Here is a 14,205-nt window from a genome sequence, read left to right as displayed (position 1 = left end):
ACGCTATAATGGTATTCGTGTAAATAAACAAAAGGAGCACTCTACATGGATTTTTACGCACTAAAAGATATTATTCACGGAAGACGCAGTGTACGAAAATTTACGGAGCAGGACGTTTCCATCGATGATATTAACGACATTCTCGACTGCGCCCGTTATGCCCCAAGCGATACGAATTCGCAAACATGGGAATTCATCGTGATTACAAACAAAGATAAAATCAAAGAAATCGAGCAGCTCACTTGGGATGCTCTTCATGAAAAAGCAGCAGAAGCAGCAGAGAAAGGATTCGAGAAGGAAGGCAAGCTCTTGACGCGTTCGTTCGGGCCTTACGCAACGGCTTTCTCCGATGCACCTGCACTCATCATTTGCCTCGCCACTCCTTATCAATCGAAATTCCGCGAGAAAATTTTCGAGCCGATCCAGCTGGTGAACGACTCCGTTTGGGAAGAGGAAGGAATCAAGAGCAGCTGCTTGGCTTCCCAAAACCTGATGCTGGCCGCCTATGCAAAAGGATTGGGTACTTGCCCGATGACAGGACCGGTTTTGCTGGCTTCTGAAAAAATCAGAAAACTTCTGAACATCTCGGAAGAAAAGCAAATGAACATGGTCATTGCACTCGGCTATCCGAAAGATGTACCTAAAAAGCTCCCTCGCAAAGAAGTAAGCGAGATCACAACGTATATTCAATAAACACGCAAAGAAGAACCTCAGGGCAAGTGAATGAGGTTCTTTTTTTTACAGTAAGTAAGAATTTATAAGATTTTTAGCCAGTATAAGCGATGGCTAATGCTTAGCGGAACCAAGTTTCCTAATTGGAGCCATGTGCTCCAGAACAATGGAAACCACAGGTAAATCCTGTTAGAATGAGAAGAAGCCCCCCTGCTGGGGCTATTTGTATAAGGAGGAATCGAAATGGGAGACATCAAGTGGGTCAAACGCAAGACAGAAAATCATATCGGAGGTGACATCTATTATGAACCATAGAACGATGGATGCTACCCGTGAACAGCTGATCAAGCAGTTAGTGTTTTTTGACGAACAATATTCCCTCTTTTTTGATCATTATGTGCGTGATTACGGAAAAGAAAAACAGACCGTTGATACCCTGATCAAGCGATACAGGGATACGTTAGAGGATATTCTGGCTAAAGACGATGGAGCATTGTCCGAAAGCCTGCAGAGCGTGGCCTTGCTCGGAAGCAGTGTTCACGTGCGTTTTGAAGAGGATGGCTACGAGGAGTTATTCACTGTGGTTTTTCCCACAGATATTGATCCAGACCAAAATCGAATATCATTCTTATCTCCAATCGGCAGGCAATTGTTGTTGTCTGCCCCCCACGAGTCTATCGTCTTGGAGAGTCCGGCTGGCAGACAGTCCGTTCAGATTGGTGAGGTAAGATTCGCCTATAGAGGAGGGTTTCCATCAACGAAGGAAGGCCTCTGACAGAAAAGCAAAAGGCACCGTCTCAATGATGGTGCCTTTTTGCATGGGGCGAGGGCGGAAGCGAAATTAGACCTCACACTCATCGCTTTGATAGTTAAATTGCCACTCCATGCCGAACTTGTCGACAACACTGCCGTAGCATTTGCTCCAGAAGGTTTCCTGCAGCTCCATACGCACCGTTCCTTCTTCTTTCAGCCTTTCGAAGTAGGTTTTGATCTCATCCATGTTGGTATGGACGAGCGCTAAGCTTACGTTGTTGCCTGCCACGAAGGGAGTGCCTGGAAACGCATCTGAAAACATCAGCATCGTACCACAAACCTGAATGTTGGTGTGCATGACGAGGGGCCCCGCTTCTTCTGGAAGCGTAAAATCCGGATGCGGCGGCGTATCGCCAAAAGTCATAATCTGCGGCGGACTTGTTTCAAATACTTTTGCATAATACATCGCCGCTTCCCGACAGTTTCCTTGAAACGTAAGATAAGGATTGACTGGCATTTGCTTTGTTCCTTTCTCGTCTGACGATTGACCCTTTCTATTTTCGTCCAGGAAGGTTGGATGTAAACGATCGAGCCTCAGCAAATTGACGGTCTTTTCTTTTATTTACTTAAGGTAGGGAGGGCAACCCTGCAAAGAGTCGTCAATCCCAAATATCCGAACAAAGGATACAGGAACATCAAAAGCTGTGAATACCCAATTAAACAGAGAGAGAACGAGGCAAGGAACAAAAAGAGATACAGTCGCGTTTCAGGTACGTTGAATATTTCGCGGAGCTGCTGACCGATTCCAAATACATTTGAGATCAGGGTCGTGAAGATCTCGGAGTAGAGGACAAAAACGAAGAACAATTGCAGCCACTCATTCCATTGATCCGTCACATAGAGGATGGGGATGTCCATGAAACGAACGTCGTCCCAGTTCGCCAGCATCGCTGTATGGACGACAAGAAGCATGAAACCGAGGACGACTCCGCCGATGACGGCTGCGCGCAGCAGGACCACGGGTTCCCGGATGGCATAACCGATGGGGATGAGAACGGATTGGGCCATAGCGAGGTTAAAGGAAACGTACAAAACTGTCTTCCATAAAAATTCATAGCTATTGGGTGCAGAAAGCGGGAGCGGGGAGTCTACGTGGCCCTCCAGAAGGATGAGAATGGCGAAAATAAGCATGGAAGGCACCACGATGGCGTTGACGACGAGCAGCTGTTCGAGCCCTTGCCGCAGGATTAAAAGAGCAAGAACGAGTGTGGCAATCGTTCCTAGGAGATACGGGATATGAAACTGCTCCTCCAGCACTGAACCCGCACCTGCCAGCATCACAGTAGTCACACCAAACAGCGTGAGAAATACTAGCACGTTCATAGTTCTTCCAATAAAGGGACCAAACAGCTGTAGATTGAACGACTCATAAGAAGGTGTCCGCAGCTGATGAGCGAGCAGCATCATTTTGAAGCCCAGCCACACAAACAAGGCGGTAGCGGCTAGGATGCCGATGGTGCCTGCATGTCCGTATGAGGTAAAAAAGGCGAGAATTTCCTGTCCACTGGCAAAACCGGCTCCCACTACTGTTCCGATGTAGGTGGCAGCAACCTGGATACTTTTTCCCCATAACTTCATACCGGTCTGTTCCTTTCCAAATGGGATGCTAGTACAAGTGTATGAGCTATTGGCGAAAACAGAAGAAAAAAAGGCGACTGGCTTTTGGCCAATCGCCTTTCCTTTTCAACGTATCTTCTGCATTTATAACAAAAACATGGCAACAATAGTGGTCACCAGCAAGCCGATCGCAACCGGATACAAGTTTCGACGGGCAAGCTCGAACGGATCGACACCGCATATGGCTGCTGCGGGGATCAACGCCCAAGGAACGATCGTACCGCCGCCTACCCAGATTGCCGCGATTTGACCCAGGGCGGTCAGCGTAGCGATACCAGATCCCAGTGCTGTTGCAAACAGCTGCGCAAGTGACCCGGCGAGCGTAATGCCAGAGAAGCCGGAGCCATCCAACCCGGTAATGACACCGACAGCCGTCAAGGTAAGCGCGGCGATCTCTTTACTGATCGGGATGGTCTGTGCGAGAGCCACCCCTAAGTCGTTCACGATCCCATGAGAGCCGGCGGGAAGCACCTCGCCAAATACTTTGATGAATCCGCTGTCTCCCATATAGAAGAAAGCGGCAATCGGTATGACGGGACCGAACACTTTAAATCCAAATTGAAAGCCTTGGATCAGATGGTTGGTGACCTCTTCCAGCCCCTTTTGCTTATGGGCTAGCATGGTCGCAACGATTAGAATCAGGAGAGCCGTTCCACCGACCAGGGCAGTCGCATCTCCGCCCCGCAAGTCAAAAGCAAACATCGCGAGGACATCCAGCAAAAAGAGAATGGGAACAGCCGCTGCCAATGCCCTGCGTACACCAGGAGTCAAGGGGACGCGGACGGAAGCAAAGACCGAATCGGGAACGGCTGTTTCTGTAGGGGCAGGGACGTTTCCGATCTTCATGTCCTTGCGCAAATACCAGAAAGCAACGACGGTAGTGACAACCCCCATGACGATCACGAGAGGCACACTGGCTGCGATCACGTCGCCGACTGGAATGCCGGCAGCCTTTGCCGTCAAAGTAGGAGCACCCTGAATGACGAAGTCGCCTGACAAGGCAATTCCGTGTCCGAACAAGTTCATTGCGATAGCAACACCGATCGCTGGCAATCCTGCACGCAGCGCAACGGGAAGCATGACGGCACCGATCAGGGCTACCCCAGGGGACGGCCAGAAAAACCACGAGATGACCATCATGACGATCCCGATGACCCAATAAGCCAGCGTCGGATTGCGAATCAAGTGTGTCATCGGCCGAATCATGGTTTCATTGACGCCCGTATCCGTCAGCACGTGGCTCATCGCGACGATAATACATATAACCAGAATCGTTGGCAAAAGCTCGGTAATCGCGTAGATAAAGCTTCCAAAAATGCCGCCCACAGCGGACGTAACGGAACCGGTGGCGACAAGACCGAGCAGAGCAATTCCGAGAATACTGATCAGACTGGTGTCGCGTCGCAAAACCATGAGAAGAATAATACCCAACACAAACAACACGTAGACCCCATGCAGCCACACAAGCTCAATACCCATGGTGAACCCTCCTTTATCCTTTCTCCGTTTGAAAATCCCTTTGAAGTAAGAATATGCGGGTGACTGTATATGGGTGAGAGCGGAGATATGGGAGGGTTCCTTGGAAAACTGGCATTTTTGACCATGGTATGAGACTATAATTGAAGACAAGCTCCATTTTATCCATACTTGGGATCCTAGCACGAGGAGGGACAGGTGCTGCCTCCCCTCGCAACACGGAGGCGGGCACGAACAACGATGAACGCAACCACACCAATTCAACGAAAAATGGACCAGGCCATCGAGCTATTAGAGCGTCGCTTTTTAGAGCGAAGCGAACTGATTCGTCTGTTGCTGCTAGGGATGATTAGTGGGGAAAATGCACTCTTGATCGGTCCTCCGGGTACCGCCAAGTCACAGCTTGCCCGCGCAGTTTCCCATTTGTTTGGGTCTGAGCATTGGTTTGAGTACCTGCTGACACGCTTTACGACTCCCGATGAAATTTTTGGTCCCGTATCCTTGCAGCAGCTCAAAATGGATCAATACGTGCGCAAAACAGAGGGATATTTGCCTGCGGCTCAATTTGCTTTTTTGGATGAAATTTTTAAAGCCAACAGCGCGATACTGAATGCTTTGCTCTCCATTTTAAACGAGCGCATTTACTTTAACGGACGTGAAAAGGAAGCGGTACCTCTGCAGTTTTTAATAGCAGCTTCCAATGAGCTTCCCGATGATGATGAGCAGCTGACGGCTTTGTACGATCGTTTCCTATTCCGCTATGAAGTCAGTTATTTGCAAAACGCTTCCAGCTACGAAAAGATGTTCTCTCTGCCGAAGTCACCGCTGCCCGTCGTCTTCTCCCTGTATGATGTGGCCGATGTCCAGACACAGGCTGAGAATGTGACCATTCCGGAGGCGCTCATTTACTTCCTGTACCGCGTCAAGCAGGATATGGAGGCAAAAGAATACCGTTTGTCCGACCGCCGCTGGAGCAAGATCGCCCATGTCTGGAAAACTTCTGCTGCCTTGCATGGACGAGAGGAGGTCACGATCTGGGATACGGTATTTACGCCGCATATGATGTGGGATGTGCCTGAGGATTTGACGGTGATGCGGGAGATTTTTGAAAATCAGTTTACGGAAATGCTCAAGCTGGAGCTGGAAAACGACCTCCCACTACGCAGGTTTCAACAGATGGCTGAAAAATGGAAAGCGAAGGAATCAGATCTCCACGCTTTTCAATTCAAAAAAGAAGTCGGCGCTAAAATGGGAAAGGACGCATTGGAGCGTAACCGCCAGCTGCTGGAGGAGAGCCGAACTGAGCTGGAAGAGACTGCCAGAGATCTTCGGAATCGATTGCTTCAATGGCAGAAGCGGGAGCAGGATTTGACAGCCTACGTGTTTGAAAAGAACAGATTGATACATAACCCAGAAAAGTACACCGTGAAATACGCCTACCTACGCATAGAAGGTGAGCGGATTTTGCAGCAGCTCCAGAAGACGTACCGAACCGTATTTGACCAGGAGATTGCTGGCACTGCGTACGATTATACGCTCTAGGAGGTGGTGTCGATGATCATACGTGCCAGTCGAGTGGACCGGTATATGTTTGATACCTACCTCGCCTCCTCACGCACGGCCCAGGAATGGGTGGGGGAGGCCAAAGCACGAGCCCCTTGGTTTGAGCTGGAGCTGTTCGCCGATTTTTTCTTTGTCTTTTATCTGGACAAACCGGAGATTGATCTTACACAGGAAGCAACACCCTTTCATCATTGGATGATTCGAACGCTTATGAAGCAGTATTTCACCAAGATGATCCACCCCAGAACGGTCGGACAAGAAAGTGCAGCATTTAAAACGGCGATTAAAGCGTTGCTCTGGCTGACAGAGACGTTCGCGGAAGAAGTAGAGCAGAGGGAAAAAGATCAAAAGCTATCGCCGCTGGTTGCCGGCTTGAAGGAACAGCAGGGACAGGAAGGGCATCAGGAGGCACGGCTGTCCGAGCTGCTGACGGAAAAGCAAGTGGCGAAGCTTCAGCTCGTCGGTTATACTCTGCAGCAAGGCAAGCGCATGGTGGAGGACAAGCAGGAGGCGATGGATTCCAAGCCGCTTGTGCGTGCGGAGATTGATTCTCTGCAGGAGCGGATTAGCCAAATGCGGGAAGAAATGACCGTCCAGTTTACCAAGAGAACCAAGCTGCTGCAAAAGGTAAAAAAGCTGGAGGAAGAGCTTTCCCAAAGAGAAAAACAGCTAGAGAGACTCAATCGCCAGGAAAAAGAAGCGATTGCGGCTTTTGAAAACGAGCTGGGTCAGTGGTTGGAAAAATCGCTGAAGCAGTCTCTTTCGAGGGAAGAGCTGGATACAATGTTTGTCGAGGAATTGTTTGCGGCGAGTCAGCGGTTTGCCAATCGCAGCTGGGGGCATGATCTCGGCCAGCTTCGGCGCCAGAGCTTTGAGCAGTATCTCAAATGGTTGGAGAAGCTCAAGCGTCATCCAGATCTGATCGCTTTTCTAGAGGAAGTCGGAAGAAACGTCCATCATTTTCGCGTCAAACGCAAGGAAGTTCGTTCCAGGCAGCTACCAGAGGAGTATTACGATCTGCGGCAGTCGGGAGATATCGCACACATGCTGCCCGGCGAGGCAGTGTTATTGGCGGATCCTGATTATGAGACCTATTTTATGCTGAAATGGGTCGAGCAAAAGCTGATGACTTATGATACGTCTGGGTGGGTGGAGGAACCGCCAAAGGGCCCGGTGATCTGCATGCTGGATACGTCCCACTCGATGAGAGGCTCCAAGCTGAGACTGGCACAGCTGTTTGTCATGACCTTTGCAGCCCTAGCCATGCTGGAAAGACGTAATTTTGTGCTGCTTCTTTTTGGCGCAAAGGGCGAGGTAAGGGAGCAGTTTCTCTCTCATAAGAAACCGGACTGGACTGCTTTTTACAGTCTGGCACAAATGGCGTTTGGGGGAGGGACTCATTTTGATTCCCCGATGAAACGAGGGATAGAGCTGGTAAATGAGGACAATGCTCTACGCGGTGCTGATTTCGTCATGGTGACCGATGGGGTCGGGGGGATCTCTCCCTATGTCCAGGAACAGCTTGCAGATCTGGGCAAACACAAGCAAGTGCGGCTGCACAGCTTGATCATCGGCTCTGCTCGCCAGCATTTGGTCCAAAAGTATGACATACTGGGTGTTTCCCATCAGGTTCGTTTTGCTGCTTCTTGGGAGACAAAGGACGAAGAGACTTCAGGCTTGCTGCTAGATGTGTTTCAGGCATGAGATCAAATCGGTGCTCGTATGGGTCCTGCTTGAGGCAACATCATGTGCCACAGAATTTCTAACATTTTACAGAAGAAAAGATCATGTGCTACGATCATATGACTTAATGTGGACGGAGGGTTGCGTGTGGCAAACTATTGATTCGATTTTACCTTGCACAGTAAGAAGCGTAATTTCTTTCAGCTGTATTGTGTGCATAGTAATCGAAGAATGGTTTGCCTCGACGGCACCTAATGAAAGGGATCGTTTTCTATTTGCGTTCCACCAGCCGCCAATTTCGGTACATGTTTTGGTGTTCTGACATGTATTTGGCTTAGCGTCTGGGGATATTCTACGCGATCCTTCCATTCTTTTTCTCGTTTACGTGGACACAGGCAGCTAGCCTGTGTTTTTTTATTTTTCTTGAAGGGGAGATTTCATAATGAACGAACAATTGTTTTGTGTAAACGGAATCGAATATGCCGCTGAGAGCTTTGGCAATCCGGAACACTCGGCTATCTTATTAATCATGGGTGCGCAGGCATCTATGGTCTGGTGGGATGTAGACTTCTGCCAGCGTTTGGCTGCCAAAGGATACTTTGTCATTCGCTATGACAATCGTGATAATGCGATCCGCGTCCTCGATCAATTTGGAATTGCCAGGGCCCATGTTATAGGCATTTCTATGGGCGGCTTGCTGACGCAGATCCTGGCATTGCAGCATCCGGAAAGAGTTTTGACGATTACGTTGTTAGCTACCACAAATTTTGCTCCCGACCTCCCACCGATGGAAGAGAAGGTAATCCAATACTTTACACAAGCTGCAGAGATCGATTGGACGAAGGAAGAGGTGGTCATAGCTTTTACAGTGGGAAAATGGAAAGTACTCGCGGGTTCGAAGCATCCGTTTGAGGAGAAGAGGATCAATGAATTAGCGGTTGAAGAGGTCAAAAGAAGCCAGAATATAGCGAGCATGAACAATCATGGACTGGTAACGGGAGGAGAATCCTATTTGGTACGGACAGGCGAAATCGATGTACCTACGCTGGTCATTCATGGCACGGAGGATCCAATCATTCCCTATGCACATGGTGTCGCTCTTGCCCAAGCGATTGGTAAGGCTGAATTGCTTACTTTGGAAGGAACAGGCCATGAGCTTCACCAAAAAGACTGGGTTTGTATCATAGAGGCGATATCCAAACATTCCATCAAACACAGGAACACGCAGTGAACGAAGGAAATAGGCTGAATTGAAAAAAAAGCGGCATTCCCGACCAGAACTGGTTTCGGATTGCCGCTTTTCCATTTATTTCATAAGAGGATGCTTGTCCCATTCAACTTACTGATCATTTGACACGCATTAACCGACGCGAGTAGCGAGGCTGCGGCCAAATTCCAGTTCTTCAAACTTGCTGCGAACCATGTCACGGTCAAATTCCCAAGCAGCTGCTTCCAGGGAGAATTCCAGAGGCACGTCGCGGATAATCGTTGCCAGCTTTTGGCTGAGATAAACTTGATCCCGGTGATCTTCCAGTTTACTGCGCATTTTAGCCGTGCAGCTCTCCAAATTGCCGTAGAGTCGATCCAGATCGCCATGCTCCGTAATCAGCTTGGTCGCTGTTTTTTCTCCGATTCCCGGGCAGCCTGGGATACAGTCGGAAGCGTCGCCCATTAATGCTTTTACATCGACGACCTGCTCAGGGGAGATTCCGCGCATGGTAAGCAAGCTGGCTGGGTTGTAGTGTTCGTGCTTGCCGCCATTTTTCAAGATCTTCACACTGACGAGGTCAGATACGAGCTGGAGGCTGTCGTAGTCGCCGGTAGCTATGACAACCTGATGACCATCGGCGGAGAGACTTGTGCTTAGTGTACCCAAGACATCGTCGCCTTCAAAGCCTGGACAGCCAAGATTCGGTACAGAAAATGCTTCCGTCACTTCCTTCACCAAATCAAATTGGGGGATCAGCTCCTCGGGAGGGGCTTGCCGGTTGGATTTGTAGCCATCATACCACTGACTGCGCACGAGGGATTCGCGGGAAGCGACGTCCCAACCAACGATCAGATGAGTAGGCTTGACCAAGTCAGCATAGTCGAGCATCATCTTGGTAAAACCATGTACGGCATTGGTGTAGACACCTGTTGAAGTTTGGCGATAGCCTCCTCCCCACGCAGATGCGTAAAACGCCCGAAATAAAAAGCTCATGCCATCGATGAGCAGTACCTTTCCTGAATCACTCACTCTTGTAGCTCCTCTCCAAACCAACTATACGCAACATTATAGCACATAGGGGATCAGCATCTTTGACAGATTTTACAATTCAAAAACAACGTATGCTTGTGTGCATCGGTGGGATGATAGTATCACGAGAGGTTAACCAAACGCCTCTCGCACCAAAAATCATCTTCCGGTCTCGACCGGCGAGAAGCAAAAGCTGACGGTTCAACCCCGTCCCGGAAGACAAAAACGCGTTGGGAGGAATCAATCATGGCTAACAACAACGGTAGCAGCAACAACCTGGTAGTTCCTCAAGCGAACCAAGCTCTGGATCAACTGAAGTATGAGATTGCATCTGAATTTGGTGTAAATCTCGGACCAGACACCACTTCTCGTCAAAACGGTTCTGTTGGTGGGGAAATCACCAAGCGTCTGGTAAGCTTCGCAGAATCGCAAATGGCAGGCCGCTAAGCCACGTGCTTCAACACAAGTAAATAGCTGGATGCAGAAAGGTCCCTTCAATGGGGCCTTTCTCTATTTTGGCACGGAAATGGATTTTATAAGCTACATAGCGAGAAAGGCTCGTTAATAAGCCCTTTCTTAACGATCTAGTGCAAACACACAAGCACATCCGCGGACTAGTCATATGGTGTAAGGAACAGATAACTATTTCGTTTGTACACTCGAGGGGAGGACTTTCGCGGATGAAACGCAAAGAAGTGAAACGACTCTTAAAGGAGCATCCCGAATTTGAGTCGTGGCTGATGGAAGACGAAACGCGTGTCCAGTCGGTTCGCAGTAATCCTGGCACCGCAGAAGAATTGTTCAAGCGCTGGAATGATCGGAAGAAGGGCAGACTCGATTTTGACACCATTTCCCAAAAGACCAAAAGAGCCAGCGAAATGCTGAACGGCGTGCAAAATATCATGGACATGATGGCGGACTATACCAAAAAAATGTAATCCATTGGAGAAGGCTTGCTTTCTAGCCTTCTTTTTCTTTTTCCTTTCGCTTACTCTTTTGTTATACTGGAAATTGGGAGGGAACGGCTATGTTGCAATCAATGGTCGGTTTCATGCTGTTTGCTGCGCTGACACTCGTGTCTGGGACAAGCACCTACGGCAAAGAAATCATCGAGGATGTACACGAACAGTTTCAAATGCAAAAACAGCAGTTGCCTCTATCTGTGATGCCCAGCACCACGAATCCAGGCGACGTTATTTTTGTGCGCAGTAATCGGGCACAAGCGGTCACACTCTTTTCCCAAACCTATCGACTCCAGCCTTCCCAGGGAGAGTACAGCCGTTTTATCCCCATTCCCTTCAATACCAAACCAGGAATATACCAAGTGACGACAACGGACAAGCAGCGGAGTGTCCCTCTGACGATTTCACCTAAAAAATTTGCAGTAGACGTCCTGACAGTAAGCAATCAATTGAACGATATGCGCCAAGATACGAATCGAATCAATGCGGACCAAAAGAAGATCAATGCCGCTCGCTCAAGCTCTGCGAAAGTCCCTTATTTTAAAGGGGCATTTACGCAGCCTGCCGTTGGCACCTTGACGACCCCGTTCGGTTATCAGCGGGTGGTAAACGGAGTTCCTGCAAACAGGCACTCTGCTATTGATATTGCCAACAAACCAGGCACCCCGATATGGGCTAGCAACCACGGCAAGGTTGTTTTGGCTGACTCTTTATACTTAACTGGTAATACCATCATTATCGACCACGGACTAAACGTGTTCTCGATCTATGCCCATATGTCAAAGCTGGAAGTCAAGGTCGGCCAGGAAGTGAAGCAAGGCCAAGTGATCGGTCTTATGGGAACGACAGGATTTTCGACAGGTCCCCATCTGCATTACGGAATGTTGATCGGGAACACTTACGTCAACCCGCAGCCATTCTTTGAGGCGTCACCGTTCCAATGGAAGTAAAGAGAGGTGTGAAACGTGAGGATTTCACATGTACCCAGCAAAGTATTAAACAATATGGTTCATTTTTTGGCACCTTATGAGCAAGCTGTAGATGAATTGAAGCTAAAGCTCAAAGGGATCAAATACGGATTTCAAAAAAGTGGACGATACTCACCGATTGAATTTGTAGTGGGGCGAGTCAAAAAAGTCGACAGCCTCATTAAAAAAGCAAAGGAAAAAGGCATTGATTTTCAAGGGGAAAATTGGCAGGAGCATGTCGCCAGAGAAGTATCCGATATTGCAGGGCTGCGAGTTGTCTGCCGTTATGTAGACGATGTACGGGAAGTGCTGCAGCTTCTTCAGGAGAGGGAAGATATTGTCATCCATGATATCAAAGACTATATCGCCTCTCCAAAAGACTCCGGATACCGCAGTATCCATATGATTGTATCCTACACGGTATATCATGGCAGTGAAAAGATCACCCTGTATTGTGAAATCCAGATTCGCACACTGGGGATGAATTTTTGGGCGACGAATGAGCATGAGCTGCGCTACAAGTACGCAGGCAACATCCCGGCAGATGTGCTCGGCAAGCTTCAGGAAGCTTCTGTGATTACCCATCAGCTGGACATTTTGATGAACAATCTGCGCCAGGAAATATTGACCCCTGCCGAGGTGGATCAAAGCCTGGAGGACAAGCTGGAAGAGATTTTCTCTCTCTATGTGAAGCAGGATCTCGATGCAGCCTCGGCCCTGTATCGGGAACACGTTAGCGGTTTTGAAGAAGCGTTTGCCGACAATCCCAAGTTTAAAATGATTTACGACTTGTTAGGGAAACGACTGGGTTAAGGATAAGATAAGAGCAGAAGCCATCCGTCAAACGAACGACAAAGTATGGAAAGGACACCGACTACCATGCGTTTTCTTCTTACGTACCTTCTCGTTGTGGTCACGGCACTATTGGGTCCGGACACACCTTTGGCTTTTGCTGAAGACACATCCAAGCTTTCAGCCGATGCACTGAGCGGGGAGTCAGCCATTTTGATTGACGCGACGACAGGACAAGTCCTGTTCGAAAAAAATCCACATGAAAAGCTGTATCCAGCTAGCATCACGAAGATTGCCACTGGGATTTATGCGATTGAAAAAGGGAATCCTGATGATATTGTCACGGTTTCCAAAAAAGCGAGATATGAAGAAGGCACACGTGTCTATCTGGGAGAAGGCGAGCAGGTTCCGTTGCGCAAATTGGAATACGGTCTCCTGATGCACTCAGGAAATGATGCCGCTACAGCGATTGCCGAGCATATGCACCAGACTACCGAGCGTTTTGCAGAAGAGCTGAACGCCTATCTGTCCGAAAAAGTAGGGGTCACGGAAACGCATTTCGCGAATGCACACGGTTTGCACGATCCGAATCACTACACGACTGCATCCGACATGGCAAAGATCGCGAAATACGCCATGCAAAACCCTATCTTTCGCGAAATCGTAGGAACCGTTCGTTTGCCGTGGGACGGGAAAGAATGGAAGTCCGAGCTCGTGAATCACAATAAGCTTTTGCGTAACTACGAAGGTGCGACAGGGATTAAAAACGGCTTTACCGACCAGGCCATGCAAACGCTCGTTGGTTCGGCCAAGCGAGGAAACACGGAATTCATCGCAGTTACCATGAAGGCGTCGACGAGTGCAAGTGCCTACAAAGATGTCACCAGCATGCTTGACTATGGATTCGCCAACTTTGAAACCAAGCCGATCGCAGCGAAAGGAAAAGCTTATACCCACGCGGCTGCTCCTGGAAACGAAGCGGTGATTACCTATACAACCATGGATGATTTATATGCGACGGTACCTAAGGGAACAGAGCCGCTCGTAGAACTGACAGAGGACGGACATCTTCTAGTCCAAGGGGGAGACTTGCACATCACCTACCCGTTGTTAAGACAGGATCCGCCTCCGGTTGCTTCTGAGCCGAGACGTGCACAGTTAGCCAAATCGCTTGAGGATCATTCAGGAGTGCTTTACGGATTGCTGTTTGTTTGGCTGGCCATGAATCTCTTTATGATCAGCTACACGGTCCGTCGCACCCGCAGGATGCGCCGCGTGAGAAACCGGGATTGGCAGCGACGTGCCTATTAAACGAAGCACAGGACAGAGACTTCTCATGTCCTGTGTTTTTTTTGTACCTTGAAGAGCCGTGTCCACTTCACAATCATTTGCGTAATCTAGGAGAAGAAGGCATTTTCCG

14 protein-coding genes are annotated in these 14,205 nt (G+C 48.9%); 10 read left to right on the top strand and 4 right to left on the bottom strand.

Translation table 11 applies throughout. From position 1 onward, the window contains the following. Positions 1–45 precede the first annotated feature (45 nt). Positions 46–693 carry a nitroreductase family protein gene (locus ACLIN2_RS16265; RefSeq protein ID WP_092266957.1) on the top strand — a complete coding sequence of 216 codons (648 nt, stop codon included), beginning with the start codon at positions 46–48 and terminating at the stop codon, positions 691–693. A gap of 283 nt (positions 694–976) precedes the next feature. Next, entirely contained in the window at positions 977–1,447 is a 471-nt protein-coding gene (locus ACLIN2_RS16260; RefSeq protein ID WP_092276473.1) for a GreA/GreB family elongation factor, read from the top strand. Positions 1,448–1,513: 66 nt separating this feature from the next. Here the strand turns inward: ACLIN2_RS16260 and ACLIN2_RS16255 are convergent, their stop codons facing one another. From ACLIN2_RS16255 to ACLIN2_RS16245, 3 genes are all read right to left on the bottom strand, one after another. Further along, positions 1,514–1,942 carry a VOC family protein gene (locus ACLIN2_RS16255; RefSeq protein ID WP_092276476.1) on the bottom strand — a complete coding sequence of 143 codons (429 nt, stop codon included), beginning with the start codon at positions 1,940–1,942 and terminating at the stop codon, positions 1,514–1,516. 101 nt (positions 1,943–2,043) lie between these two features. Next, complete coding sequence (locus ACLIN2_RS16250) at positions 2,044–3,063, bottom strand: YkvI family membrane protein (RefSeq protein WP_411501565.1); 1,020 nt, start codon at positions 3,061–3,063, stop codon at positions 2,044–2,046. A gap of 123 nt (positions 3,064–3,186) precedes the next feature. After that, entirely contained in the window at positions 3,187–4,581 is a 1,395-nt protein-coding gene (locus ACLIN2_RS16245; RefSeq protein ID WP_092276482.1) for a hypothetical protein, read from the bottom strand. A gap of 237 nt (positions 4,582–4,818) precedes the next feature. Here ACLIN2_RS16245 and ACLIN2_RS16240 point away from each other — a divergent pair, with 237 nt between their 5' ends. From ACLIN2_RS16240 to ACLIN2_RS16230, 3 genes are all read left to right on the top strand, one after another. Beyond that, positions 4,819–6,120 (top strand): AAA family ATPase, encoded by a 1,302-nt coding sequence (locus ACLIN2_RS16240; protein ID WP_092276485.1) that lies wholly within the window; start codon positions 4,819–4,821, stop codon positions 6,118–6,120. 12 nt (positions 6,121–6,132) lie between these two features. Then, complete coding sequence (locus ACLIN2_RS16235) at positions 6,133–7,845, top strand: vWA domain-containing protein (RefSeq protein WP_400586253.1); 1,713 nt, start codon at positions 6,133–6,135, stop codon at positions 7,843–7,845. 421 nt (positions 7,846–8,266) lie between these two features. Further along, positions 8,267–9,055 (top strand): alpha/beta fold hydrolase, encoded by a 789-nt coding sequence (locus tag ACLIN2_RS16230; RefSeq protein ID WP_411501564.1) that lies wholly within the window; start codon positions 8,267–8,269, stop codon positions 9,053–9,055. 129 nt (positions 9,056–9,184) lie between these two features. Here ACLIN2_RS16230 and ACLIN2_RS16225 read toward each other — a convergent pair whose 3' ends face one another. Further along, the gene (locus ACLIN2_RS16225) at positions 9,185–10,063 is read right to left on the bottom strand and encodes a 5'-3' exonuclease (RefSeq protein WP_092276496.1); all 879 of its coding nucleotides are present in this window, start codon (positions 10,061–10,063) and stop codon (positions 9,185–9,187) included. Positions 10,064–10,309: 246 nt separating this feature from the next. On the opposite strand from ACLIN2_RS16225, the gene ACLIN2_RS16220 reads away from it, so the two are divergent. The 5 genes from ACLIN2_RS16220 to ACLIN2_RS16200 all read left to right on the top strand — a co-directional run bounded on the left by ACLIN2_RS16220 (position 10,310) and on the right by ACLIN2_RS16200 (position 14,096). Continuing rightward, entirely contained in the window at positions 10,310–10,510 is a 201-nt protein-coding gene (locus tag ACLIN2_RS16220) for an alpha/beta-type small acid-soluble spore protein (protein ID WP_092276499.1), read from the top strand. A gap of 233 nt (positions 10,511–10,743) precedes the next feature. Next, entirely contained in the window at positions 10,744–11,001 is a 258-nt protein-coding gene (locus tag ACLIN2_RS16215) for a hypothetical protein (protein WP_122922528.1), read from the top strand. 89 nt (positions 11,002–11,090) lie between these two features. Beyond that, on the top strand, positions 11,091–11,975 hold the full coding sequence (locus ACLIN2_RS16210; RefSeq protein WP_411501563.1) for a M23 family metallopeptidase: 885 nt from the start codon (positions 11,091–11,093) through the stop codon (positions 11,973–11,975). A gap of 15 nt (positions 11,976–11,990) precedes the next feature. Further along, positions 11,991–12,806, top strand: a complete 816-nt coding sequence (locus ACLIN2_RS16205; protein ID WP_092276507.1) for a GTP pyrophosphokinase — start codon at positions 11,991–11,993, stop codon at positions 12,804–12,806. A gap of 66 nt (positions 12,807–12,872) precedes the next feature. Beyond that, the gene (locus tag ACLIN2_RS16200) at positions 12,873–14,096 is read left to right on the top strand and encodes a D-alanyl-D-alanine carboxypeptidase family protein (RefSeq protein ID WP_411501562.1); all 1,224 of its coding nucleotides are present in this window, start codon (positions 12,873–12,875) and stop codon (positions 14,094–14,096) included. The last annotated feature ends 109 nt before the right edge of the window (positions 14,097–14,205 follow it).

Origin of the sequence: Brevibacillus centrosporus (genome assembly GCF_046622605.1) — a bacterium.
Lineage (GTDB): Bacteria > Bacillota > Bacilli > Brevibacillales > Brevibacillaceae > Brevibacillus > Brevibacillus centrosporus.
The sequence above is the reverse complement of the archived record's forward strand: the minus strand, read 5'-3'. Positions and strand labels throughout refer to the sequence as shown.